At 32.5% G+C, this 23920-nt stretch carries 21 protein-coding genes; 9 read left to right on the top strand and 12 right to left on the bottom strand.

Annotated elements, in window-relative coordinates; genetic code table 11:
- Window positions 1-3 precede the first annotated feature (3 nt).
- The 4 genes from LX95_RS13975 to LX95_RS13960 are packed head-to-tail and all read right to left on the bottom strand — an operon-like array spanning window position 4 to window position 3822.
- On the bottom strand, window positions 4-1209 hold the full coding sequence (locus LX95_RS13975; RefSeq protein WP_111542081.1) for a DUF4350 domain-containing protein: 1206 nt from the start codon (window positions 1207-1209) through the stop codon (window positions 4-6).
- A complete protein-coding gene (locus LX95_RS13970) occupies window positions 1202-1966 on the bottom strand; it encodes a DUF4129 domain-containing protein (protein ID WP_111542080.1) in 765 nt (254 codons plus the stop codon). Before LX95_RS13970 ends, LX95_RS13975 begins: the two co-directional genes overlap by 8 nt.
- A 4-nt stretch (window positions 1967-1970) precedes the next feature.
- A complete protein-coding gene (locus tag LX95_RS13965; protein ID WP_111542079.1) occupies window positions 1971-2864 on the bottom strand; it encodes a hypothetical protein in 894 nt (297 codons plus the stop codon).
- Complete coding sequence (locus LX95_RS13960) at window positions 2857-3822, bottom strand: stage II sporulation protein M (protein ID WP_111542078.1); 966 nt, start codon at window positions 3820-3822, stop codon at window positions 2857-2859. Before LX95_RS13960 ends, LX95_RS13965 begins: the two co-directional genes overlap by 8 nt.
- Before the next feature lie 36 nt (window positions 3823-3858).
- On the opposite strand from LX95_RS13960, the gene LX95_RS13955 reads away from it, so the two are divergent.
- Window positions 3859-4572 (top strand): RDD family protein, encoded by a 714-nt coding sequence (locus LX95_RS13955; RefSeq protein ID WP_111542077.1) that lies wholly within the window; start codon window positions 3859-3861, stop codon window positions 4570-4572.
- Window positions 4573-5202 (top strand): trimeric intracellular cation channel family protein, encoded by a 630-nt coding sequence (locus tag LX95_RS13950; protein ID WP_111542076.1) that lies wholly within the window; start codon window positions 4573-4575, stop codon window positions 5200-5202.
- Here LX95_RS13950 and LX95_RS13945 read toward each other — a convergent pair.
- Complete coding sequence (locus tag LX95_RS13945) at window positions 5186-5935, bottom strand: peptidylprolyl isomerase (RefSeq protein ID WP_111542075.1); 750 nt, start codon at window positions 5933-5935, stop codon at window positions 5186-5188. The two genes, LX95_RS13950 and LX95_RS13945, sit on opposite strands and share 17 nt — an antisense overlap.
- Here LX95_RS13945 and LX95_RS13940 point away from each other — a divergent pair.
- The 4 genes from LX95_RS13940 (at window position 5929) to LX95_RS13925 (ending at window position 11320) form a co-directional block, all read left to right on the top strand.
- Complete coding sequence (locus LX95_RS13940) at window positions 5929-6570, top strand: NUDIX hydrolase (RefSeq protein ID WP_111542074.1); 642 nt, start codon at window positions 5929-5931, stop codon at window positions 6568-6570. The two genes, LX95_RS13945 and LX95_RS13940, sit on opposite strands and share 7 nt — an antisense overlap.
- 47 nt (window positions 6571-6617) lie before the next feature.
- Entirely contained in the window at window positions 6618-7424 is an 807-nt protein-coding gene (locus tag LX95_RS13935; protein ID WP_111542073.1) for a lysophospholipid acyltransferase family protein, read from the top strand.
- 143 nt (window positions 7425-7567) lie between these two features.
- Complete coding sequence (locus LX95_RS13930) at window positions 7568-8494, top strand: serine hydrolase (RefSeq protein ID WP_111542072.1); 927 nt, start codon at window positions 7568-7570, stop codon at window positions 8492-8494.
- A gap of 9 nt (window positions 8495-8503) precedes the next feature.
- Window positions 8504-11320, top strand: a complete 2817-nt coding sequence (locus LX95_RS13925) for an Npt1/Npt2 family nucleotide transporter (protein ID WP_111542071.1) — start codon at window positions 8504-8506, stop codon at window positions 11318-11320.
- On the opposite strand, the gene LX95_RS13920 is transcribed toward LX95_RS13925, so the two are convergent.
- From LX95_RS13920 to LX95_RS13905, 4 genes are all read right to left on the bottom strand, one after another.
- Window positions 11317-12585, bottom strand: coding sequence for a serine hydrolase (locus LX95_RS13920; protein ID WP_111542070.1), 1269 nt, complete (start codon window positions 12583-12585; stop codon window positions 11317-11319). The two genes, LX95_RS13925 and LX95_RS13920, sit on opposite strands and share 4 nt — an antisense overlap.
- Before the next feature lie 3 nt (window positions 12586-12588).
- Window positions 12589-15504 carry a PEP/pyruvate-binding domain-containing protein gene (locus tag LX95_RS13915; protein WP_111542069.1) on the bottom strand — a complete coding sequence of 972 codons (2916 nt, stop codon included), beginning with the start codon at window positions 15502-15504 and terminating at the stop codon, window positions 12589-12591.
- 94 nt (window positions 15505-15598) lie between these two features.
- Window positions 15599-16216 (bottom strand): hypothetical protein, encoded by a 618-nt coding sequence (locus LX95_RS13910; protein ID WP_111542068.1) that lies wholly within the window; start codon window positions 16214-16216, stop codon window positions 15599-15601.
- Window positions 16217-16219: 3 nt separating this feature from the next.
- Window positions 16220-16714, bottom strand: a complete 495-nt coding sequence (locus tag LX95_RS13905) for an RNA polymerase sigma factor (protein ID WP_111542067.1) — start codon at window positions 16712-16714, stop codon at window positions 16220-16222.
- A 121-nt stretch (window positions 16715-16835) separates the two neighbouring features.
- On the opposite strand from LX95_RS13905, the gene LX95_RS13900 reads away from it, so the two are divergent.
- Window positions 16836-18137: an NAD(P)/FAD-dependent oxidoreductase gene (locus tag LX95_RS13900; RefSeq protein WP_111542066.1), complete on the top strand. Its 1302-nt coding sequence runs from the start codon at window positions 16836-16838 to the stop codon at window positions 18135-18137.
- Here the strand turns inward: LX95_RS13900 and LX95_RS13895 are convergent.
- From LX95_RS13895 to LX95_RS13885, 3 genes are all read right to left on the bottom strand, one after another.
- A complete protein-coding gene (locus LX95_RS13895) occupies window positions 18130-18546 on the bottom strand; it encodes a hypothetical protein (protein ID WP_111542065.1) in 417 nt (138 codons plus the stop codon). The two genes, LX95_RS13900 and LX95_RS13895, sit on opposite strands and share 8 nt — an antisense overlap.
- Window positions 18547-18927, bottom strand: a complete 381-nt coding sequence (locus LX95_RS13890; protein ID WP_146240797.1) for a hypothetical protein — start codon at window positions 18925-18927, stop codon at window positions 18547-18549.
- Between the two features lie 313 nt (window positions 18928-19240).
- Window positions 19241-21940 (bottom strand): choice-of-anchor I family protein, encoded by a 2700-nt coding sequence (locus LX95_RS13885; protein WP_111542063.1) that lies wholly within the window; start codon window positions 21938-21940, stop codon window positions 19241-19243.
- A 299-nt stretch (window positions 21941-22239) separates the two neighbouring features.
- Here LX95_RS13885 and LX95_RS13880 point away from each other — a divergent pair, with 299 nt between their 5' ends.
- Complete coding sequence (locus tag LX95_RS13880) at window positions 22240-23595, top strand: 2TM domain-containing protein (RefSeq protein ID WP_111542095.1); 1356 nt, start codon at window positions 22240-22242, stop codon at window positions 23593-23595.
- Window positions 23596-23605: 10 nt separating this feature from the next.
- Window positions 23606-23914, top strand: coding sequence for a 2TM domain-containing protein (locus tag LX95_RS13875; RefSeq protein WP_111542062.1), 309 nt, complete (start codon window positions 23606-23608; stop codon window positions 23912-23914).
- Window positions 23915-23920: the final 6 nt, after the last annotated feature.

Genomic DNA, 23920 nt, shown 5'->3' with positions numbered 1-23920 from the left:
ATATTAGTGTTTGAAGTTGGTAATTCGTTTATTGATTTCTTTCAGTTCTTCTTTAGAAATCATTTTATTATGCTGCTGAAGTTGTAAAAACTCAATAAGCTCTTTTACTTCTTCTGTAGAGTGATCTGTTTTGTTGGCAATATCATTAATTAAATTGGAATTACTTTTTTGAGTGTTAATATGATATTTAAGCCTTAGCTCATGGTAAAATTGATCGATCATTTTATGAGCAATCCCTGTATGATCCTTCCTTTCTAAATACATTCCAGCAATGGTTTGGGTGTATTCATAGGTTTTATTTTTTAAAGGATTTCTTACCGGGATGCTTTGCTGTTTTCTTTTTCCTTCAAAGAACACAAATAATACTGCGCCTATAAGAATGAAATAATATGCCCATTTTAAATATTTATTGTTCAGTAAAATATAAAGGGGAGACGTGTTAATAGTTTTTCCGCCAGAATAATGATTGTCCCAATAAAAGTTACCCTCATTCAAATCTAGATAGGAGATCGCATTTTGTGTGTACGCGTATTGTTTTTCCTTAGAAAGTAAGAAAAAATTACTGAAAACTTCTGGAGAAGAATGAATATATATTTTTCCTTGACCGAAAGGTGCTTCAATAAAATTAATAGATTCTTCCGTTTTTTCGAGATCTTCACCTTTAATTTGAACCAAGCCTAAAACCTGTTGATTAAGCGTATCAATTTCATTAAAATGAATAATTTCTTTATCTTTTTGAAATGTATGCCAAGAATCTAATTTTAATTTGGGGTTGACGAGTTGATACTGCGGAAGGTTCTCAAGGCCATTTTTTCTAATCCTACTTTTTTGACTCAATTTAAGAGTGTCTAAAAGAGTGGTGCTAAAATTATTGCTAGATAAAAAAAGTGTGTTTCCTTTATTAACCCATGCTAGTAATTGTTCCGCTTCAGCTTTATCAAACATGAGAAAATTCCCGATAAAGAAATATGCTCCTGGTTTAATATCTCCGTATTTTAAAAACTCAAAAGGAGGTACATTTACCTCTTCTATTTGTGGAGCTTGTTTTTTTAATTCATTAAAGAAAGCGTAAGTCCCTAATGGAATTTTGTCTTTATTAGAGTAAGAAGGATACCAATTAACAGGATCTTTTTGATTTGCTTCAAGAAAAACTAAAGTTCCTAAAAGAGCGATTAGAATAACCAATAAAATTTTATAACGCTTACTCATAAGAACGGGTGTTAATTTGTTTCTTTAGCGCTAAAAAATCCTCTTCGGCAGTTTTGTATTGTTGCGGATTGATGGTGAAATTTCCGTACCAAACGAAATCATACAAATGCGTTAATTCTTGAAAAGGCTTATTAATTTTATTTTCTTGGATTTCTTTTAAGTAATCTTCATTCGTTTTTTCTTGTTCGTAGTTAATAAGGTTTTTGTTTTTTAGCTCTCTTAAAATAAGAAGGTAGTAATACCTAATGGCTAACCTTAAATTACCCAACGCAATTGCCTCTTTAATTAGAGCTTCAATGTCTTTGTTTTCAATAATTTCTTGCTCTTCTGATAGGTAAACTTCTTGTTCGTTATTTTTAGAACCTAAACCTTTTCCAGGGTTTAACTTTATAAAAAGCCATATGATAAGAGCGATGATTCCCCCGATAATTAAATAAGGAATAGTTTGAAACAAAAAACCTAAGAAACCTGCTGCTTTAATATCCCCAAAAAGAAAATCCCAAATACTATCGAGAATATTGAAAAACCATCGTTTAAGTTTAGTCCACCAGCTTTCAGCCTTTTCTTCTTCTACATAATCAAACTCATCTAGTTGTTTGTATTCTTCTAAAGTATCTTCATCAAAATGGAGAGGTTTTATATCCTCTCGTTGATCATATTGAATTTTTGCAATAGAATCATTCTCTACCAGCGTTTGAGCTTGAAATACAGGAGCTGATAAATAATAAAAGAATAAAATGAGAAGAAGAGAACGCATGTAATTATCGGTTTCCTAAGCTGTTAATCTCATCGTACATCCCTGTCTGATTTTTCTTTTCATTTAAGTTGAAATAAATAAAAATACAAGCTACAATAAAAATGATATAAAATAAATATTGACCAATACTAGAAATTGCTGTTAAGATCACATAACCCCAATCAAACATAGAACTAGGATCACTTAAACTACCTTCTTGAGATATAGCAAAACCTTTCACAAACATATAAATGATAGCTGGCAATTGAAAAATTAAACTCAATATATATACTAGAATATAAGTAATAAGCATAGCGAAAAAAGACATCCACCAATTGCTTTTTATAAGTTGAAAGCTATAAGAAAAAGATTCTCCAATACTCAAATTATTAAAGGCATAGATAGAATACATAAGTGTAAGTACTACTCCAATATATATACCCGGTAAGAAACAAAGCATAATACCTATAAAAGTTAGTATTCCTATTATAAAGCTCATACCTAAGTAATTTAACCAATTTTGCTTTACATCTAAGCTTACTTCTTCTGTAAGAATGGTTCCTTCATTTTTCATGTAAGATTTTACGGAATAATGTATGGTACTTACTAAAAAGGCATAGAATACCGCCGAAGCAATTAGCATGATAATAGCTCCTAAAAATATAGAGAAATAAAAATCTAAAATCCCATCAGAAACTTGTTGAGAGTCATTTAGTATACTCATCAAATCAAAACTTTGTTTTCCTGTAGTGTATGAATAGTAAGTGATCGCGAATACCAAAATAATAAAAGGTACACCCGCAGTTTTGGTTAATATTTTAAAAAGCGGCTTTATATTTTCTCTTATAAATTTAAAGGTATCACTTAAGGTCTCTCCAATCTCTCTTTCTCTTTTAAACTGAATGTATTTATCAAACATGCTTTATTTCTTTTTTATGAAGTTGAATAGGGTAAATAATATAATAGTAGACGATTAAAGCTAACGAAATTAGAATAATAGATATGGCTAACCAATCTGGCATTTGGGTTTGTCGGGTTACAAAGCCCTCTAAGAAACCAGCGACGATGAAAAACGGCACGGTGCTAATCACAATTTTTAAGCCCTCTTTAACACCATTAATGAACGATTGAAGTCGAGTGTAAGTGCCAGGGAAAAGTAAACCTTTTCCAACCACAAGACCTGCGCAACCAGCAACGATAATGACTGAAATTTCTATGGTCCCGTGAATCCAAATGGTTCTAACCGATTCCCATAATAGACCTTTATCATAAAAGAAATATTGAAAAGAACCCAGCATAATCGCATTCTGCATTAAAACATATAAAGTGCCCAAACCTAAGAATATACCCAGCACATAAGCCATTAATCCAACCCGAATATTATTAATAGTAATCCCTAAAAACATATTCATTTCCTGCATTTGCTTATAAACCGCCATAGGGTCGCCTTTGTCTATATTATCTAGGGTCATATTTACATAGGCATCTCCCAAGATAGAGCGTACAAAAGCTTGTTCATTGGCAGCCGAATATGCTCCTACAATACAAAATAAACCAAAAACCAAGAAACTAATTAATAACTGCTTTTGGTGTTTATAAAATTGTAGAGGAAACTCTTTTAAGAAAAAAGAAAAAATCCTTCCTTTAGATTCTTTTTTGGTTTTATAAACTTTTTGATGCGCTTTCGCGGATAAAGAATTTAGATACGATAAGGTTTTACTTTTAGGGTAAAAAGTCTGAGCATAACTCAAATGATCTGTCACTTCAATATATAAAGCTGAAAGATCATCGGGTGAAATTTTCGCATTATTATCAATAACATTTTCAAATGTTAGCCATTTGTCCTTATTTTGCTTTACAAAAGCAGCCTCGCGCATAATTGAAAATTAAAGAATACCAAAGAAACATATTAAATGGATAATTATCAAATTGAAACCGCCCAAAATGTAGAGATATCTCAAAATATCGCTAATTTAGGAGATAGAATTTTGGCTTTTTTAATCGATCTGTTAATTATCGTAGCTTATGCACTTTTAACAGGGATTACCACGGCAAGTTTAGGATTGGGGAGTGAAAACGAGTGGATTTATATGGTAATTATTGGTTTGCCCATTTTTCTCTACCATCTTCTTATGGAAACTTTTAATAACGGGCAGTCTTTGGGGAAAGCTTCTATGCGTATTCGTGTAGTGAAATTAGACGGTTCTAAAGCTGCATTTTCTAATTACGCTATACGTTGGTTATTAAGAATGGTAGATATAAGTTTTACTAGTGGTGCGGTAGCTATATTTACTTTTTTATTTAATTCTAAAGGACAACGTTTGGGAGATATTGCAGCCACGACTACCGTCATTTCCGAAAAGCAAAAAATATCTATTCATCACACCCTCTTGGCTAACATTCCTGAAGGATACCAACCTAAATATCCACAAGTAACTGTTTTCTCTGATGAGGAAATGCAGCAAATCAAAAATATATTTCAAAAAGCAAAAAGAGAACAAAATCATGCGGTTATTTTAGCTTTATCTGAAAAATCATCCGCCTTGATGCAGGTAACACCACAGGAAAAACCATTTCCTTTTATAGATACTATAATTTTAGATTATAATTTTTACACACAGCAATAAATGGATTATTTGTTATTTATCGATATTTTAGGAACTATAGCCTTTTCTATTTCTGGAGTTTTGTCTTCTATGAAAAAAAGAATGGATGTTTTTGGGATCTTAATTATTGCTTTTGTTACAGCAGTTGGAGGTGGTACACTAAGAGATATTTTAATTGGTTTTCCAGTAGCTTGGATGCGCAACCTTACTTACGTCTATGTGATTATGGGAACCACGATTTTTGCGATCATCTTTAGAAAAAAACTCGTTTATCTACGACGTTCAATTTTTCTTTTTGATACTGTAGGGATTGGCCTGTACACAGTTTTAGGGATCGAGAAAGGATTAGCTGCAGAACTTTCCCCTATTATCTGCATTGCAATTGGAACCATGACAGCCTGTTTTGGTGGTGTTCTTAGAGATATTTTATGTAATGAAGTGCCTCTACTGTTTAGAACAAAAGAAATTTATGCCACCGCATGTATTTTGGGAGGATTCACTTATTTTATTTTGTCTGAATTTCCTTTAAGTCAAGGGCTTGTTTTTGCACTCTCAGGAGTAGTAGTGATTTTGGTAAGATCACTTGCCGTTTATTTTGATATCCGACTTCCTTCCGTTTACGGAAAAGGAGACACTAACGAATTACCTTAACTTTTAACATTATATTCTTTTTAGGCCATTCACTTTGGTCAACCTCTACTTTGGCAATTTTATCGACTACATTCATACCACTAATCACTTCTCCAAAAACGGTATGGTCATTATCTAAGTGATGAGCCCCTCGTTTGCTTTGCACAATAAAAAACTCAAAAGGAGAGGAAGCTTTACTCACGTTTTGTTCACTGTATTTAGCTGCAGAAAAAGCTCCGCGTTTATGTGTATAGCTTGCTTTAAACTCATTTGGAATAAGGTATGAACCTACTTTATGTCTTATTTTATGCGTTTCTTGAATATCACTATTTCCTCCCTGAACTACAAAGTTATTAGCCACGCGATGAAAAAATGAAGTGTCAAAATAGCCTATTTTAGCTAATCTTATAAAATTAGCACGGTGTAAAGGAGTGTTTTCATAAAGCTTAACTCTAATATCTCCAAATGAGGTAGATATCTCTATTAAAGTTTCAGGGTTTTCTTTACCGTATTGAGTTAAAAAAGGGATAAGTTGTTCTTGCTGAATCGTTTCAATGCTATCTAAGTTGACCGATAAGTTATTTCCTCCTTTTGGGATCTTAACTGCATTTAAAAGACTGTCTCTTTTCCTTTCTTTCTCTTTTTGAGCTTCTATTTTCTGCTTCTCTATTTTTGTTGAATCAGATTTAGTATCTTCACAACTAAGATGAATTAATAAAATAAAGATAAATATAAAGGAGTATCGAGATGACATTTTCTGAGTTTAAAAAATCTATTTCAAAAATAGAAAAAATTGAATTGTTTGGAGAAAAAGCACACATGGAAATGTTACCTAAATTTAGAACTAAAGAACTAAGAGAGGTAGATGTTGAAAAAGCAAATCCGCGTGAAGCAGCAGTTTTAGCTTTATTTTATCCCGACAAAGATGATATTACCAATATTGTTTTAATTCTTAGGAAAACATATAAAGGAGTTCACTCTGCCCAAATTGGTTTTCCAGGTGGAAGAGTGGAGTTGACCGATGAAAATCTTGAAGAAACTGCTATAAGAGAGACCTACGAAGAGGTGGGAGTACAGCCAGAGAATATAAATATTTTAAAAAAGATAACCAAAATATATATACCGCCATCTAATTTTTGGGTGCATCCTTTTATAGGGTTAGCCAATCATACTCCTAATTTTGTAAGGCAAGAAACAGAAGTAGAGCAAATTGTAGAAGTAAAACTAGAAGACTTTTTAAATGAATCTAACCTTATTGAAAAAACACTCAATACTTCTTACGCTGAAAATGTAAATGTACCTGCATTTTTTTTAAATGAACATGTGGTTTGGGGTGCCACAGCTATGATGCTTAGTGAAGTAAAGATGATTTTAAAAAGACTTATATAAGGAACGGTTTTTGTATATTAGCTGCTTTGTAAAATTGAAAAATAACTATGGGATTATTTAAAAGAAATCCTTTCGGACATATATTATTTATTAAAAAGTGGATTATAAGAATTTTAGGTTCTATGACGCATAGGCGTTACCGCGGATTTAATGCGTTGCAAATTGAAGGATCTGAAATTATAAAAAATCTGCCCGATAAAAACGTACTTTTCGTATCTAATCACCAAACCTACTTTGCAGATGTTGTAGCGATGTTTCACGTTTTTAATGCGAGTCTTAGCGGAAGAACTAACTCTATAAAAAATGTGGGGTATTTATGGAACCCTAAGTTAAACGTCTATTATATTGCTGCAAGAGAAACCATGCGTGCAGGTTTATTAGCTAGAATTGTTTCTTATGCTGGAGCGATTACTGTAGAAAGAACCTGGAGAGAAAAAGGTAAAGACGTGAATCGTCAAGTGAAGATGAGCGATATTACCAATATAGGTACTGCTCTAAAAGATGGTTGGGTAATTACTTTTCCTCAAGGGACAACTAAACCTTGGAAACCTATAAGAAAAGGAACTTCACACATTATAAAAAAATATAATCCAGTAGTGGTGCCCATCGTAATTGACGGGTTTAGGAGATCTTTTGATAAAAAAGGAATCAGGATTAAAAAGAAAGGAATTTTACAGTCTATGGTGATTAAAGAGCCATTGAAATTTGATGAAAATGATTCTGTAGATAGTATTATAGAAAAGATCGAAATGGCGATAGAACAACATCCTTCGTTTGTTAAAGTGATTCCTAAAGAAGTATTGTTAGAGCAAGAAAAATTGAATGAACAAAGAAGATGGAGTTATAAAGAGTAAAATTATTTTCTAATTTTAACATTATTTTTATACTATGGCAAGAAGCTTGTAGTTATTGTGGGAGAATGTTAAAAACTAACTTTCAGTTGGTTATGATAAACATTTCACTAATTTTGAAAATAATTTAAAGAAATACTTATTTTATGACAAAAAGAAATTTCGCTCCAATTTTACTTATTTTAACTGTATTCTTCACCTCTTTGTTTGTATCTGCGCAGCAAAGTGCTCTTCCTTTTACCGATTTTAAAAAAATTATTCCTTTAGAAGAAATAACTGCAGCTCCTTTGCAAGTATTGCTAGAAGATGAGATTTTAAGTAACCCTCAATGGAAAAAATTAATAGACAATAAAAAAATGTCTATTGGAGTAGTTGATTTAAATAATGTGTACGAAGCACATTATGCAGGAATTAATAGCTCCGAAATGATGTACGCCGCAAGTCTGCCTAAAATCGCTATTTTATTAGCATCTATGGATGCCATTGAAAAGTGTGAGTTAAAGGAAACTGAGGAGGTAAAAAAGGATCTTAATTTAATGATCAACCGTTCAGATAACCATGCTTCTACAAGAATGATTGATCGTTTAGGATATAAAAAAATAGCCGATGTTCTTCAAAGTCCGGCATACAAATTATACGATAAAGCAGATGGAGGAGGTCTTTGGGTAGGTAAGCGTTATGCTGCTTCTGGTGCTAGAAATCCAGATCCTTTAAAAGGTTTAAGTCATGCTGCAACCGTAAAACAAGTTTGTAGATTTTACTACCAAATGCTAACAGGTAATTTGGTTTCTGCAGAAAAGTCTAAGCAAATGCTAGATATTATGGAGAACTCTCACCTACATCACAAATTTGTAAATACTTTAGATAGAATAGCTCCAAATGCAAGAGTATTTAGAAAATCAGGTTCTTGGAGAAACTACCATGCAGATTCTGTTTTAGTATGGGGAAAAGACGGAAGAAAGTATATTCTTGTAGCACTTATTGAAGATGCTAACGGAGAACAAATTATAAGAGATTTAGTAGAGCCAATTGAAAAAATAATTAAAAAATCACGTTCTTTGGAGACCACATAGTTTCCTTAAATGATAAAAATTTTTTTACAAAAGAGTTTTGGTATTAGGAGTGGCGAAGTGAGAATTTCGCTTCTAATGCAACTCTATATATTCTTAATCATCACAACGCTATTAATTGTAAAACCTACAATTAATGCGTTGTTTTTATCTAAATTAACTTCTAATGCCCTGCCAAATGCTTATTTATTAGTAGCATTGGTAGCCATTGGAAGTTCTTTTTTTTATAATAAAGCACTAAAGAAGTTTTCTCTCTTAAAGATTGTAACGACTACTTTAATCGTTTCAGCAGCTATATTTTTATCCTTAAAATTTCTTCTCAATTTTGATTACTTCTCTACCGAGCTTTTATACTTCTATTATGTTTGGGTGGCAATTTTTGCTCTACTAACGACATCACAATTCTGGGTGTTGGCGAATTTGGTTTTCAATATTCGAGAAGCAAAACGATTATTTGGTTTTATTGGGGCAGGAGCAATTACGGGAGGGATTTTTGGCGGTTATGTAACTAATCTTTTAGCACCTTCTATAGGAAATGATAATCTTATGGTTGTTGCTTCTTTGATTTTATTAGCTTGTATTCCTTTGTTGCATTACATCTGGAGAAAAAAAATTAAGTCTTTGGGGTATTTTAGACAAAAACAGCGATCATACGCTACCAATGAGTCATCTTTTCAGCTTATTTATAAATCAAAACATTTAACTTACATAGCAGGAATTGTAGGGGTAAGTGTTATTACAGCCAGATTAGTAGATTTTCAGTTTAGTGATTTAGCATCTAAAAAAATACTAGATTCTAATGAGCTAGCTTCTTTCTTTGGCTTTTGGTTCTCTACTTTTAATCTAGCCTCCTTAATTATTCAACTTTTTTTAACGAGAAAAATTGTAGGAGTTTGGGGAGTAGCTTCTACATTAATTCTTTTACCTATGGGGATTCTTGTGACAGTGGGTCTCTTTATTATCTTTCCAGAACTCAGGGTAGTTATTTTAATGAAATCCGTTGACGGAAGTTTAAAACAATCTATTAATAAAGCAGCTTCCGAAATGTTGGTGCTTCCAGTACCTACAGATATAAAAAATAAAACCAAATCGTTTATTGATGTGGTGGTAGATAGCGTAGCAACTGGTATTGCGGGCTGTCTATTAATTTTTGTAATTAAAGGTTTAAATTTTGGAGAAGTAGAAGTATCTATTTTAATTTTAGTACTTCTTCTTGTTTGGTTCTATTTTATCTATAAAGTTAGAAAAACCTACTTTCAATCATTTAGACAAAATTTAATCAATTTTACCAATAAACATCACTTAAGTAAAAAAAAGAAGGGAAATCGTGTATCGACTAATATTACAATACTAAAGGTTCTTGAGGAAGGTGAGGAGTCAGAGATATTGTATATGTTGAGTAAGATCAATGAAATTAAAGATAAACGATTAAAAGATGCTGTAGTATTATTGTTAGATCATCCTTCAGAAGAAATTAAGGCAGCCGCTATAAGAAACTTGTACCTACTCGATAAAGGGACAGCAGTAGAAAAGGTCGAAAAATTAGTGAACCTTAAAAGTGATGAAGTAGTATTAGCTGCGATGCAATATTTACTAACACATACAGATATCAATGATTTAAAGTTATTTGACTCTTACCTTAATAGTGAAAACGAATATATAGCTTCTGCAGCCTTGTTTTGTTTGGCGAAAGAATCTCGTGACAACCAAAAATTAGCTCAACGTTACAGTTTAGACAATAGGCTAGAAGCTGCAATTACAGCCGTTAACTTACCAAGCGACAATCATAGAATAGAAGAAACTATAGAATTGGTTAAAGCAATTGGGTTTGCGGGTATGCCTAAATATTACTCCTTTATAAAGGCGCATTTTAATAACAGGAATCAAGAAGTAATTAAGGCTTCTATTGAAGCTGCAGGATACAGTGCAAATCTCATTTTTGTAGATGATTTATTAGGCTTTTTAGAAACTAAAGAATTTAGAGAAGAAGCAGAAGAAGCTTTACATCTTTATGGTTCTGGAGTTATAAAAATGTTACTTAAACGACTTAAAAATAACCTGATTTCAGAAAATGCTAAACGTTTTATACCTAATATTTTAGCTAGATTTAATAATCAAGAAAGTGTAAATACGTTGTTTACGCTACTGCGGAATAAAGATATTATTATCCGTTTGGAAGCTGCTCGGTCTTTACAAGAAATGAAGGAAAGGAACAAGTCTTTAAAGTTCAGTAAAAAAGATGTGGTGAGATTGATTCTTTCAGAGTGTAAATTGTATCACAATACTTTGATAGCTATGGAACTTCAGAAAAAAATCACTAAAAAATATAAGTTAGAGCTAGTAAGCGATAGTGAAATGGAAGAATTTTCTGCTAGAAACAGCTTAATAGAAATTCTGGAGAAACGTTTAGATCACGGCTTACAACAAATATTTACTTTATTAGAATTAGAATATAATTCTAAAGATGTGATTATTGCCTATAACGGAATTAAAAGTGATAAACAAGAAGTGCGCGCTAACGCGATAGAATTCTTAGATACACTCCTACAACCCAACTTAAGGCACACTTTGTTACCTCTAGTAGAAAACACTATTTTAAGTGCAAGTAATCAAGAAATTGACTCTTCAATACTAACTGTGCCTAGTGAATACAAATGTTTCCAGATGCTACTAAAAGGGAATGATGTTAGAATTAAACTGGCCGTTCTTTATTTACTAAGACATATAGAAGATAAAAGTTACCTAAAACTAGTCCATCGTATGGTCACCGATAACGATGTGCGTATCCGAAATTTTGCCACGTTAGCCGTTGAAAGTCTAAAAAATTAAATGCTTTCCTTTTGAATTACATCGTCTATTCTTCCCGCCAAAGCTTGATGATCGTAGGCAGAATTTTTATTAAGCACATTAGTCATTAAACACACCATATATTTTTTTCCGTTTGGGTGTTCAACAATTGCCACAGAGTTCATGTAATTATAAACATTCCCTGCATATTCTCCGCAAGTTTTTCCGTTAGAACGGTCACAAGAATACAAACTCCCCGATTTAAAATAAACCGCAGCGTCTCTAATTTTTGGGGAATAAGCGTATCGTATTCTTCTGTCGGTCATATACATTAAACGTTTAATTTCAAGACTAGATTGGGTATCAATTAAATTTCCTTGTTCTAAGCTTACTAAATACTTCATTAAACCTAAAGGCGTACCAATACTACCGCCAATATCACCAACAAACTTATTAGCTCCAGAGGTGAAAAAACTACCTAGACGCCATTCGTCTTTTGTAATTCCAATTTTTCTAAGCGGTTCATTCACAATTTTGTTAGCTAATAATGTAAGTTCTTTTTTAGGGGTATCTTTAAAATAAGCATCTATTTTTTCCTGAGTTAGATACTCATATTCTCCTTGAAAAGCAGCCATTAATAAAGCCTCTCTCCATACTACACTCGCTGCGCCATTATTACTTACAGACATCGTATGATCTATCCATTCGTATAAACTAAACACATCATCTGTTTTTACTTGCCTTTTGGTTAATTTGTCTTTTTCAATATCATAGATAGGAACTGTATGATGATCATAAACTGCCCAATCTCCAGCTCTTACGCGTTTATTTTTTAGTAAAGCGGTGCGAGCATCCCAAGATTGCGGACATATATTATGCAACTGGGTAAATAATGCAGTCACAACGGCTAATTTTCCTACACTTCCTGGTTGGTAACCAATACTTTCTTTATGCGCGGCATATTTTACATCATCAGGATTGGTCATATCTAAGACGGTCAAAGAATAATTTCCTGAGGGAATTATTTTCTTTAACTTTTCAGCGAAAGCTTTATCTTCTTTTAAAATAGTATTTACAGAATCCTCTTTCCTCTTGGTAAGTTGTAATTCGATACAATTAAGCGGAAGTAAAGCGCCTTTAGGCAAGTTTAAGGTTTGCGTACTGTCATTTTTTATCTTTTCAAGACGAGCTAATCTAGAAATTTTAGTGGATTTGTAACCATCTATAGGATAAAAAGTATTTAATCCAGCAACAATAGTAGTAGTGATGATTAAAAATGTGAGGTTGGTTTTACTGAAAAAATTCATAAACTATAGTTTGGTGTTTAATGGTATTTGTTGAGTATTATCTATCTCTGGGTTCAGAGAATTAAGGTACGCAGAACTTAAAGCGTTTTCATTTTCTACAAAGGGACGTATTTGAAAAAGCCAAAGTTTATCATTTTCAAAACCTAATTCTACATCATAAGGTCCCGTGTTAGAAGCTTCTGTCTTTTGCGGAATAGTAGTTCTTATATTTTTTGCAAATTCTCTAATTTGATAGATATTTTTTGCAGATAAAATAGAGTTATGAAGACTTGTAGTTTTTTGCTCTAATCCTCCGTTCACCGGAAGTCTATTATAGTTCATTTCCCGCGAAGGTGATAATAAGGTAATCCCTTTTGGCATTTCTATAAGCCAAGATTCCGCCGATTGTCCATCTACCGCGCCTCCCGCACCTTTACTAAAGGCTACAGTTAAATCATCGCTGTTATTATTACTAATCCCTTTTGTAATTAGAACACCACTATAATCTACATCTACAGATGGAATAATAAGTATGGAAGGGAAAACATTTTCTGGATTGTTCAAGTACTTTTGTCTCCATTTAAAACTCCTTTCAGTATAAGGAGAAGCCCATACGTCTCGAATTCCTTGTAAGATTTTTTCTTTATTTCGTACATTGAAAACCGTAAGGTTTAAACCTGCACCTGTAAAGTTGCCTAAATCTTCCATATTGGTATCACTACGTAAGAAAACAGGAATCTCACCTAATGATTGATTGAAATTAAGTTGAAAGCTTTGTTCTAGTTTGTTGACAAATTGAGGCTGAAGCTTTATATCTTTAATGGCCTCACGGAGTTGTAAAAGTCTATCGAGTTGACATTGCTCAACCTCTTGCTCATTGATATTATTTTCTCTCATTTTTTCCGCTTGAGCGAAAGTAGCTTTTAAATAATCCCAGTAAGAACCGCTTTGTAGAGGCATAGGTTGATCCATATGGCTTTTGAAAATTCCGAAAGGAATAACAGATCCGTTCACTACATTATTAGGAAACATCGCTTTTAGTTGTCCTAAATTAGCAGCTTTAGGTCCGCAATAAATCCCCGAACTTTTAGCATCAATCTCGGTTAGATTAAGCAAATCATTCTTTTGAAGATTAATCTTATCGATAGGAACATTTATTTTAGAGTCTTTCTTTTGTGAGGTTTTATCTTTAAAAAGATCTTCTTCATCGTTATTTAGGTCATTAGCTTCTTTTAAAACAATTGTTCCTTTGCTAGAAACCGCATAAAAGACTTCTTTTCCTTCATATTTCTTTAGTTCTTCAAAGTTTTCTGCAGAAATGACACTGTTTGGTATTCCTAAATTACGTGCTAAAAGTTGCACGTGAGAAACCAAATTACCTTCGGCTACGGTAGCAATTCCGGCAACGGGTTTTAAATCTGATGGGGGCTTTTGGAAGATGTAAATTTTATCTGGATCTACTTCTATATGTTCATCTTCTACGATGACCAGTTTTCCTTTGGCATAACCAGGATTAAGTCCGCGAGCATCGTTAGGGTGTTTTGCATCTAATAAGGTGTTAGAAAGCTGAGCTTCTTTTTTTATAAAATCACTTAATTCACTTACCGATTCCCCTAATTTTAAAGCAATAGAAGAGCGTACAGCGTTATCTATAAAACCATTTATTTTAGGTTCAAATTCATTATAAGTTTTAATATCTTCTTGGTAAATAGCCTGGAGTAAAGAAGCACTCCACTCAACTTGACTTCTAGCGGCTCTTTCAATTTTTTCTAATTCTTCAAGAGTAGTATTTTTATTATTAGTTAACTGAAGCTTATTCTCTAGATTATTCCATTCCCACCATTCTATATAACCAGCACTTGCAGTGGCTTGTGCTAAGACGTAAACTTTATATATTTGTTCCTGAAGTGTTTGAGGTTTCCATTGTGAAGCATTCTTAAAAATAATACTTTCTAATTGGGTTAAGGCATCTAACATTTGCAGTCTGTCTGATGAACTATTAACCGTAAAAAAATGACTTCTAATATCGCACATTAAACTAGCGGTGTTTTCTACCAATTCTTGAGTTGATAATGAATCTGATGAGGTAGAAGCAAATTTCTTTAACTCATTTCTTAAGTAATGATTTTTAGGTAAAACATTCGCTTTTTGGTTAAAGCTAGATAAATTAACAGGAGCATAAAATAACTTCATCGCTTGAGTAAGCGAATCAATATCTTTTTTTAAGTTGTCTTTGAGATCTTTTTCGTGTTTGTTGGAAAATTTTTCTACCAGCTGAATATCAGAAGCGGCAGGTTGGCCATGAATTTTTGTTCTAATATCCATAAATTTAGGGTACTCATCTGCTATGGTTTTACTAAGAGTCCTAATAATTTGAGATTGCTGTGTTTCATCATTATGAGGAATCTCTAAAGTAGATTGCTTTATTAATAGGAAATTTTCTTTAACTCTATTGTCATTAGCTAAAAGCCAATTGTAGAAATCAACACCCCATTCTTTCTCATCTTCAGATTGCACAGAACCTCTATAAAATTGAGCTTTGCGCATAATCCAGCCATCATCTATGCGATTAAGATATTTGTTTAATACATATTGTTTAAGTCTGGAATGATTGTAAGAAGCATCCCAAAAATCACTTTTATCGGTATATGCTAAAATATCAGCAAAGAATAGATGATTTCTTTTGTGCAGTTCTTCTATTTCAGTTTTGTAACTAGCGTGCTGAATTCCTCCAATCTTGTCTGGGCAAGGGTCCTTAGAATCTCTTCGCGTGCCATCATCGCAAAACCACTCAATTTTTTTATAGGGCCCGCGAATGAGTTCTTTGTAATTTTCGATTCTACTTTTTATTTCTTCGTTAGAAACTTTTTGAGCTATCGAAGAAAAAGAAAATAAAAGGAAGGTAAATGTTAACGTACAAACAAGTAGATGTTTAAACATATTTTATCATTATGGTTAGCTAAAATAGATGAACCAAAGCTAACTATAAGTTATGTTAAAACAATATTAAGGAAATGTTTGAAGCATCATAAAGTTAAAAATCTAAGTTTTTCAATTCTTTATAGTTACGTAATAATTTCTTTAGTAAAATTCCGTAAAGTAAAGAATAAACTCCCCATAAAAAGAGTAGAAGTACTAGTATGCAAATTAAACCTATACCAATAATTGTAAACCAACTTGTATCTTCTAAATTTTGAGAAATTGCGGGAGTATATTTAAGTGTATAAATATAAAAAAGCATCATAGTAATCCCAGAAGATACTAAGATGTAGATGATGTAGTATTTTACCACTTTCCTCGTTTTTAATATATTTTTCATTAAATTAAAAGAAGAATCGGCAGCAGAAATTTTTCTATATCTCTTATAGAAGAATGTTATAAATACACCCGTAATGATATAGCTAATAATATATATAATTATCGTCGCAGTTTTTAAATGAATACTATCAACTTCTTTCCAAAATTGATCATCCATAAATAGGACATTCATTAAAATACCAAAGCTTAATTCTATAAGGCTAATAATAAAAATCCACTTCACAATCGAAGACGATTTTTTAAGCAACATTTTATAAAGTTGCTCTGCCTTAAAATGCGGAAGGTTTTCTTCCTGATTTTTCCAATCTTTTCTTAATAAATCTAATTCATCCATAACCTAAGCACTTAAGATATCTTTTAGTTTCTTCTTAACTCTGTTCATCTTCACTCTTGCATTAACTTCTGAAATACCTAAAGTTTCTGAAATTTCACTATAATTCTTCCCTTCTAAATAGAGAAAAACTAATGCTTTATCTATATCGTTTAATTCTTTGATGGCAGCATACATAATTTTTAATTGCTGCTCGGTAGTATCGTCATATTCCTCTGCTTTAATTTTAAAACTAAATTGTTCTATATCTTGCGTTTGAGGTTTTCGTTTCGATTTTCTATAAAGTGTAATCGCTGTATTTAAAGCAACACGATACATCCACGTACTAAATTTAGCATCTCCTCTAAATTTAGGATAAGCTTTCCAAAGCTGAATCGTAATTTCTTGAAAGAGATCATGGTGCGAATCTTGATCGTAAGTATACATACGACAAATCTTATGCACGATATTTTGATGCTCTTCTAATAACTTTACGAATGTATGTTCGGTTTCTTTTTTCACTACTCTAATTACAGAATATTAGTACTAATATTTCTAAAATGTTACAAACAGAATGATAAAATATTCTAAAAAGCAATCTGTTTTATTTCTTAGTAAGGTAAATTTGTAACAAACCTAACTTATGAATATACCCATTAACAACCAGCCAAGAATAGTAATAATTGGTGGAGGTTTTGCAGGAATTCATCTTCTTAAAAAACTGATTAAAACTAAGAAATTTCAATTGGTTTTAATTGATAAACACAATTACCATACTTTTCAACCCTTATTATATCAAGTTTCTACTTCTAGCTTGGAGCCAGATTCTATAGCTTATCCTTTGCGAAAATTAATAGCTTCTGTAGATAATGCGTATTTTAGGTTAGCCGAAGTAACTTCTATAGATGCCGAAAGTAATACTTTACATTCTACCATAGGGGATTTAACCTACGACCATTTAGTAATTGCGACAGGATCAAAAACCAATTATTTTGGTAATGATAGTATAGAAAAAAACGGAATGGGAATGAAAACCATTCCGCAAGCTTTAAATATAAGGAGTTTGATTTTGCAAAATTTAGAAAAGGCGACCATTACTTCTAATAAAGAAGAACGAGAAGCTTTACTTAATTTTGTAATTGCAGGAGCAGGACCAACGGGAGTAGAGCTAAGTGGTGCTATTGCTGAGGTGAGAAATAACATAGTTCCTAAAGATTATATAGATATAAAAGCTTCAGAAATTAAAATTCATCTCTTAGAGGGCCTCGACAGAGTATTACCCCCTATGAGTGAGAAAGCTTCCGCGAAAGCGAAAAAATTCTTGGAAGATTTGGGCGTACAAATTCATCTTGATACTATGGTGGAAGAGTATGACGGGGTAGTGGTAAAAACTAATAAAAATGATAATCTAAGATCTAAGACCTTTATTTGGAGTGCAGGAGTTACAGGTGCACCAGTACAAGGATTAAATGCAAGTGCATTAGTTAATAAAGCTAACCGGTATACCGTAAACACATTTAATCAAATAGAGGGTTACGATAATATTTTTGCGATTGGTGATATAGCGCTTATGCAGAGCGAGAAATATCCTAAAGGTCATCCTATGGTTGCACAACCAGCTATTCAGCAAGGAGAGCATTTAGCAAAAAACCTAATTCGTATTCAAGAGGAGAAAAAGTTAAAACCTTTTGACTATTTCGATAAAGGAACCATGGCGACTATAGGTAGAAATAAAGCGGTAGTCGATTTAAAAAAATCTACTTTTGGCGGATTTTTTGCTTGGTTCATTTGGATGTTTGTTCATCTTTGGTTTTTAGTAGGTTTTAGAAACAGGATTGTTACTTTTTTTAATTGGACCTACAGTTATATTAACTTTGATAGAGCAGCTAGATTAATTATTAGACCTTTTAAAGGGGAAAGAGAAAACGAAGATTTGGTTAATTAGATTTTTTCTTAACGGAAATAAATCGGATTAAGGATTTTATTTTTTTAATTCCGTAAAGGCTTAATACAGAGATACAAGCTGCAGTTCCAAGTCCGCCACCGTATCCATTAAAAAAGCTACTTGCGTTGAGGTACAGTAAAGTAAAAATGATTCCTGCACTAGCTACTTGCAAGTAACCTGGTAATATTTTTTTGCTAACCATCCCCACAAATGAGGCTCCAAAAAATAGGATAGGAATATGAAAATGTAAACTTTTAGATAGTATAATGGGCGAAAAATAAAAAATCAACCCCAGGATTAAACTAGGCAAAGCCGAAGCTTTAACGGGTTCTACATTAAATTTTCTATGAAGATAATAAGGAAGTGTAGCACCTAAAACTCCGACTAAGATAAAAATTATTATTTCCATTTAGTTGAAGAATATATAGGTTAAAAAATAAGAAATAGCTACACCTACAAATGCCAAAGTTCCTAATTTACCTCCAAATCCATTTAACCAATTTGAGGTAATGCAAAAATAGATGCCGCTAATTAATCCGGCGAAAGCTATAAAAAGATAATGGTTATTTACAAGAATACTTCCCATACCTATAAATGAACCACAATAAATAGCTGTACGAATTGATATACCCTTATGTTTGGCAGGAAAATTTTCAGGAATAAAACTACCTAAAACTCCTACCGCAGCCGAACTTATTACCGCTCCTAATTGCAATTCTATGTTTAAAAAAGTAGTACTTAAAGCTCCAAGCATAACCGCAAGGATAAGGTAAGCATCTTTGAATTTCAATTTTTTATTTTTCTGAAATAAGTATAAATAAGCTACTGAAATCAACAAAGTGAGAAGCATGGTTAGAGCGCTTGCCAAAATATGATTTTTTTCTTCTGTGATAATAAAATAAAGAAAAAGAAGATGAATCACATAGATAACCAATAACGGTGCCGTAGAAAGATATGTTTTATAAGAAGATGTAATGAGATAATTTTTTTTTGTAACTGCAAAGATGAGTGTTTTGAATTACAAAACCCAATAAAAAAAATCCACCGAAATCAATCGGTGGACTCTTATGATCAAAAAATATTGGCTAATTTTTTTTGAAGTATTATTTGATGATTAATTTTTGAGTTTGTCCTCCATCATTTTTAACGATGTATGTTCCTGCATTTAAACCGTCAACATTTATAAAAGTTGAGTTTTGTGCAGCCTTTACTTTTCTACCTTGAATATCATATAATTCATAGGTTGTAGGCTGAGCAAAAAATACTCTAGAAGAGGTTGCTGGGTTAGGGTAAACAACAAAGCTGTTATTTACTTCAAAACTTTCAGTGGTTAAAACGTTATTTTCTAAAGTATAAACACTAATAGTTGCACTTACCTCATTGGCAATAACGATGAGCCCTTTGTTCTCAGCATTATTTTCGGGTGCTATGTATACAATACTTTCGGGAGCTAAGTCACCTAGATTTGCCAAGTCACCTTCTCCTGGAGTTACACTTCTATTATTAAAATAACCTTCAAAAACAGGCGTATTCGGATTGGTAATATCGTAAACCATAAACCCACCTACACGCTCTAAAGCTATAAAAGCATAAAATGTACCATCAATTTCTTGAACAATCACCGCTTCTGGTTCTGGTCCTTTATTATCGCTTCGGTTTTTTAATTCATTTTCATCATCAGTAGCGTTGAATATTGCATTGTAAACAGGATCTTCGGCAATGATACGCTCAAAATCAGATCCGCTATCGTAAACTTGAGCTCCTGTTATAGCATCATAAATACTAAAAGACCTTCCGCCAAATACATGAATTTCTTCAAATTCTCCATCATTATCAATATCTCCAAACTCTGAGGTTATTTTAATTTTACCTAAGTTTTCATCTAATTCTAAGAAATCTTGATTAGGAAATACACTTGCATCTAAAACAATATCTTCTATATTAACTTCTTCTTCAAAGGTGTCATATTCTCTAGCATCTCCTTCATTTGCTGTAACGATATACGTATTTCCGTTAACGGAATAACTAGCAATAGCATCTGGCATATACATTCCTTTTATTGGCCAGTTGGCCATAAAGATAAAGTCTTGCTCGTTAGAAGTATCTAATGCATTGTTTGGTAAGCTATGGTCTTTTAATCCTAAAGGTAAAATATTGGTAATTTGCATAGTTGTTAAATCTACTACAGCTATAGCGTTATTCTCTTGTAAGCTTACCCAAGCGGTTGTATTGTCTTGAGATACTGTAATATACTCTGGCTCTAAATCTTGTGAAACAGTAGCATTAGGTCCAAATATTCTAACTCCGTCTGCTTTAAGTTGTGTTTCTTGAGTGTCAAAAGCATTAAAGTTAAGCGTAGTTACATTGGCTTGCGTTAGATTAGCCGTTGCAATGCTTAAATCTATAATAGAAATAGTTCCTTCAGGGTCTATGGTGTAATCAGAATTTGGCTCTCCTTCATTAGCCACCAATAACATATTTCCATCAGGAGAAAAGGTAATCATATCAGGTAATGAACCTACTTCTAAAGAAGTGATGATAACTCCATTGGTATCCATAAAAACAACTTTTCCGTTAAGGTTTTTGTCATTAGGAACAGCTGTAGCGGCTACGAGTCCGTTATGAACTGCTACGCTTGTACTACTGTCTCCGTAAGACGATAAATCTATAGTCGAAATAGAAGTGATATTTAACGGACTGCTAAAATCTAAAATCTCTACAGAAGCATTACCGCTATTCATCACAAATAAACGTTCTGTAGTAGCATCGTGAGCAACAATTTCTGAACCTGGATTAGGTCCTGTAATCGCATAGCTTGTTGCAAAATTAATATCTAAATTTTGAGTAGCTATAGGTGAGTGCGCTTCGTTATCTAAAATATAAACTACACTTAGGTTGTCTTCTCCTAGATTTGCGTTTACCGGATTTGTTAACTCTAAAGCTAAAAATGTATCTGCTTCAGCATCAAAATTATCAGGGATAGTAATAGTAATGCTTTGAGATAAACTTCCCGTCGTGGTAAAAGTTAATGTCTCATTGGTATACGTATAATGTTGATTGTCTATAGCTGTACTTTCATTTACTAAAATAGCAACGTCTATGTTGGCGTCTGAGTTTGGTAATTCAGAAATAGTTACGCTTAAGGTAGCAGTTCCCGAGCCTTCAACAGCGCTAATGTATGCTTCGTCAAATTCTATTTCGGCAACGGTAGTTACAACAGGTGTAAAACTTCCTAAGTTTACCATTGTACTTAATGCACTTGAAGAATTGCATAAACCTTGATTATCTAAACTATTTAATGCTCCAAAAGTCCAGTTGTTTACATCAAAACTTCCTGCATTTGCGATAGAACTGTTATTTCTTAAATAATAAGAATCTAAGTGCTCCCAAGCAGTTCCAGCTCCATCTATGTTTTCTTCCCCAAAGCGATCGATAACAACAGAATTGTTGTCTATAATTTGAAAAGCATCATTACCGTTAGAACTAATTACAGAACTTTCTATAACATTAGCGGTAATTCCAAATTCTGCGTTTAAAATGGCTTGATCATTAGTTAGGTAAATAAAATCGTCGCTTATAGTAGCAAAAGAGCTTAAATCTATATTGGTAGAATAACCTCCGCCATTAGATTGACGTTGAATGTTCCAACCTGTGAAGTCGATAGTTCCATTTACATAGATTTCTAACACTCTCCCATTTGCTCCACTACACGGAGAATCTACATAACCCGTAATTAAGGCTTCTTGAGCAAAAGAGGTAATTGAAATAAGTGCTATTAAAATGCTTAAGTAAGTTTTTTTCATGAATAAAGTTTTTGGTTTTATTTGTAAGACAAAATTATAGGTTAGATAATAAGAAGAGTTAAATTTAAAGTTATCTATAATTTACTTTTAGGTGTATACCCTAGCGCTAAAGCTCCTTACTTACAGTTTGGAAACTTTAATTTTGTTTAGACTTAACAAAGCTGGTTTTTGATATGAATTTATTTCTTTCCGATAAGGAATAAAGATTACAATTCGTACCTTAAATGTTACAATTGAGTCACTTCTTTTTTAAAAATTAATGCTTTTAGAGGATATTTGCTCTATAATTAATGAATACTATGAGTTTAAAACATATCAAAATATTATTTAGAATTACGATAGTCGTTAGCTTATTTATAGTGTTAATGGACTTTATTTTTAGTGGTTTTGATATTGCTGTGATCACTAACTGGAAAGATGTTTTGATCACTATCTTGTACACTTGTACGCTTACCTTAGTGAATTTTGCTTATTTTATTTTCCTTGACGGAAAACTCGACTGGAAAGTACAAAGTAAATCTAGGTTTGTATACGGTGTATTGGGATCTATATTACTTACGGTACTAGCCTATTTTATTTGTAGAGTTTTACACGTAGTCGTTATAGAGCAGCATTATAGTTTAAATAAATTTTTAACCGAAGAAAAAGCATCTTATTACTTATTTCCTTTTTTGCTTACCACTATCGTTACGCTATTTTTACATGCCTTTTATTTTTATAAAGCTATACAGGATAGTAAGGTAACCGAGCAGAAGTTAATTGCAGGAACAGCATCAGCAAAATTTGATGCTTTAAAGAATCAATTAGATCCGCATTTTTTATTTAACAGTTTAAATGTGCTTACCTCACTTATAGATGAAAACCCTCACGCAGCACAAGATTTTACCACCTCGTTATCTAAAGTTTATAGATACGTGTTGGAACAAAAAAACAAAGAATTAGTAGAAGTAGGAGAGGAGCTTAGTTTTGCTAAACGCTATATAGGTCTTTTAAAAATGCGTTTTGAAGACAGTATTCAATTTCATATACCCAATGAAATTTTAAACCCTGAGGCTAAAATTGTACCTCTCTCTCTTCAGCTATTGTTAGAGAATGCTGTAAAACATAACGTAGTCTCACAAGATCAGCCTTTAGAGATTTCTATCTACGAAGAAAAAGGATTTTTGATTGTAAAAAATAACCTTCAGAAAAAAAATATATTAGGTAAAAGCTCTGGCTTTGGTTTACAAAATATTCAACAACGGTATGCTTTATTGACCTCTAGAAAAATGCATATAGAAACCACTAAGGCGTTTTTTATTGTAAAACTGCCTATGCTAACCAAAAAAGTAGAAATTATTAAAGAACCCATTAAATCTTATAAAGATATGACAAATCAAGAAAAATTAGAACGAGCACAGGAACGTGTAAAAGCAGAAAAGGGCTTTTACGGAAATTTAACCGCATACTGCATAATTATACCTTTTTTATTTTTTGTGAATTGGTTTAGTAGCGGACTTCAGATTCCTTGGTTTTTATTTGCAGCAACAGGTTGGGGACTAGGATTGTTTTTTCACTATATGGAAGTCTTTAATTACAATCCATTATTTGGAAAAGACTGGGAACAGCGAAAAATTAGAAAATATATGGAAGAAGATGATTTTAAAAACTTATAATTTATAAAAGATGGAAACAAGTAAAGAATTACGGTATTACGAAGCAAAGAAAAGAGTAAAAGAGATGAAAGACTTTTATGTGCATCTATTCACATATATTGTAGTCATTGGCTTTTTAGCTTTTTTAAATTTTAGACATGGCTTTGAAGCATATCCTTGGGTTTTGTGGCCTGCAGCAGGTTGGGGAGTAGGGTTGTTGTTTAATGCAGCCAGTGCGTTTAGAATAAATCCTTTTTTTAATAAAAACTGGGAACGTAAAAAGATTGCTCAGTATATGCAAGAAGAAGGAGAAGAAGTACCACAACAAAGATGGGAGTAAAATAAC

This window comes from Mesonia algae (assembly GCF_003253545.1).
Lineage (GTDB): Bacteria > Bacteroidota > Bacteroidia > Flavobacteriales > Flavobacteriaceae > Mesonia > Mesonia algae.
Note: the sequence above shows the minus strand (reverse complement) of the source record. Positions and strands in the feature narration are given on the sequence as shown.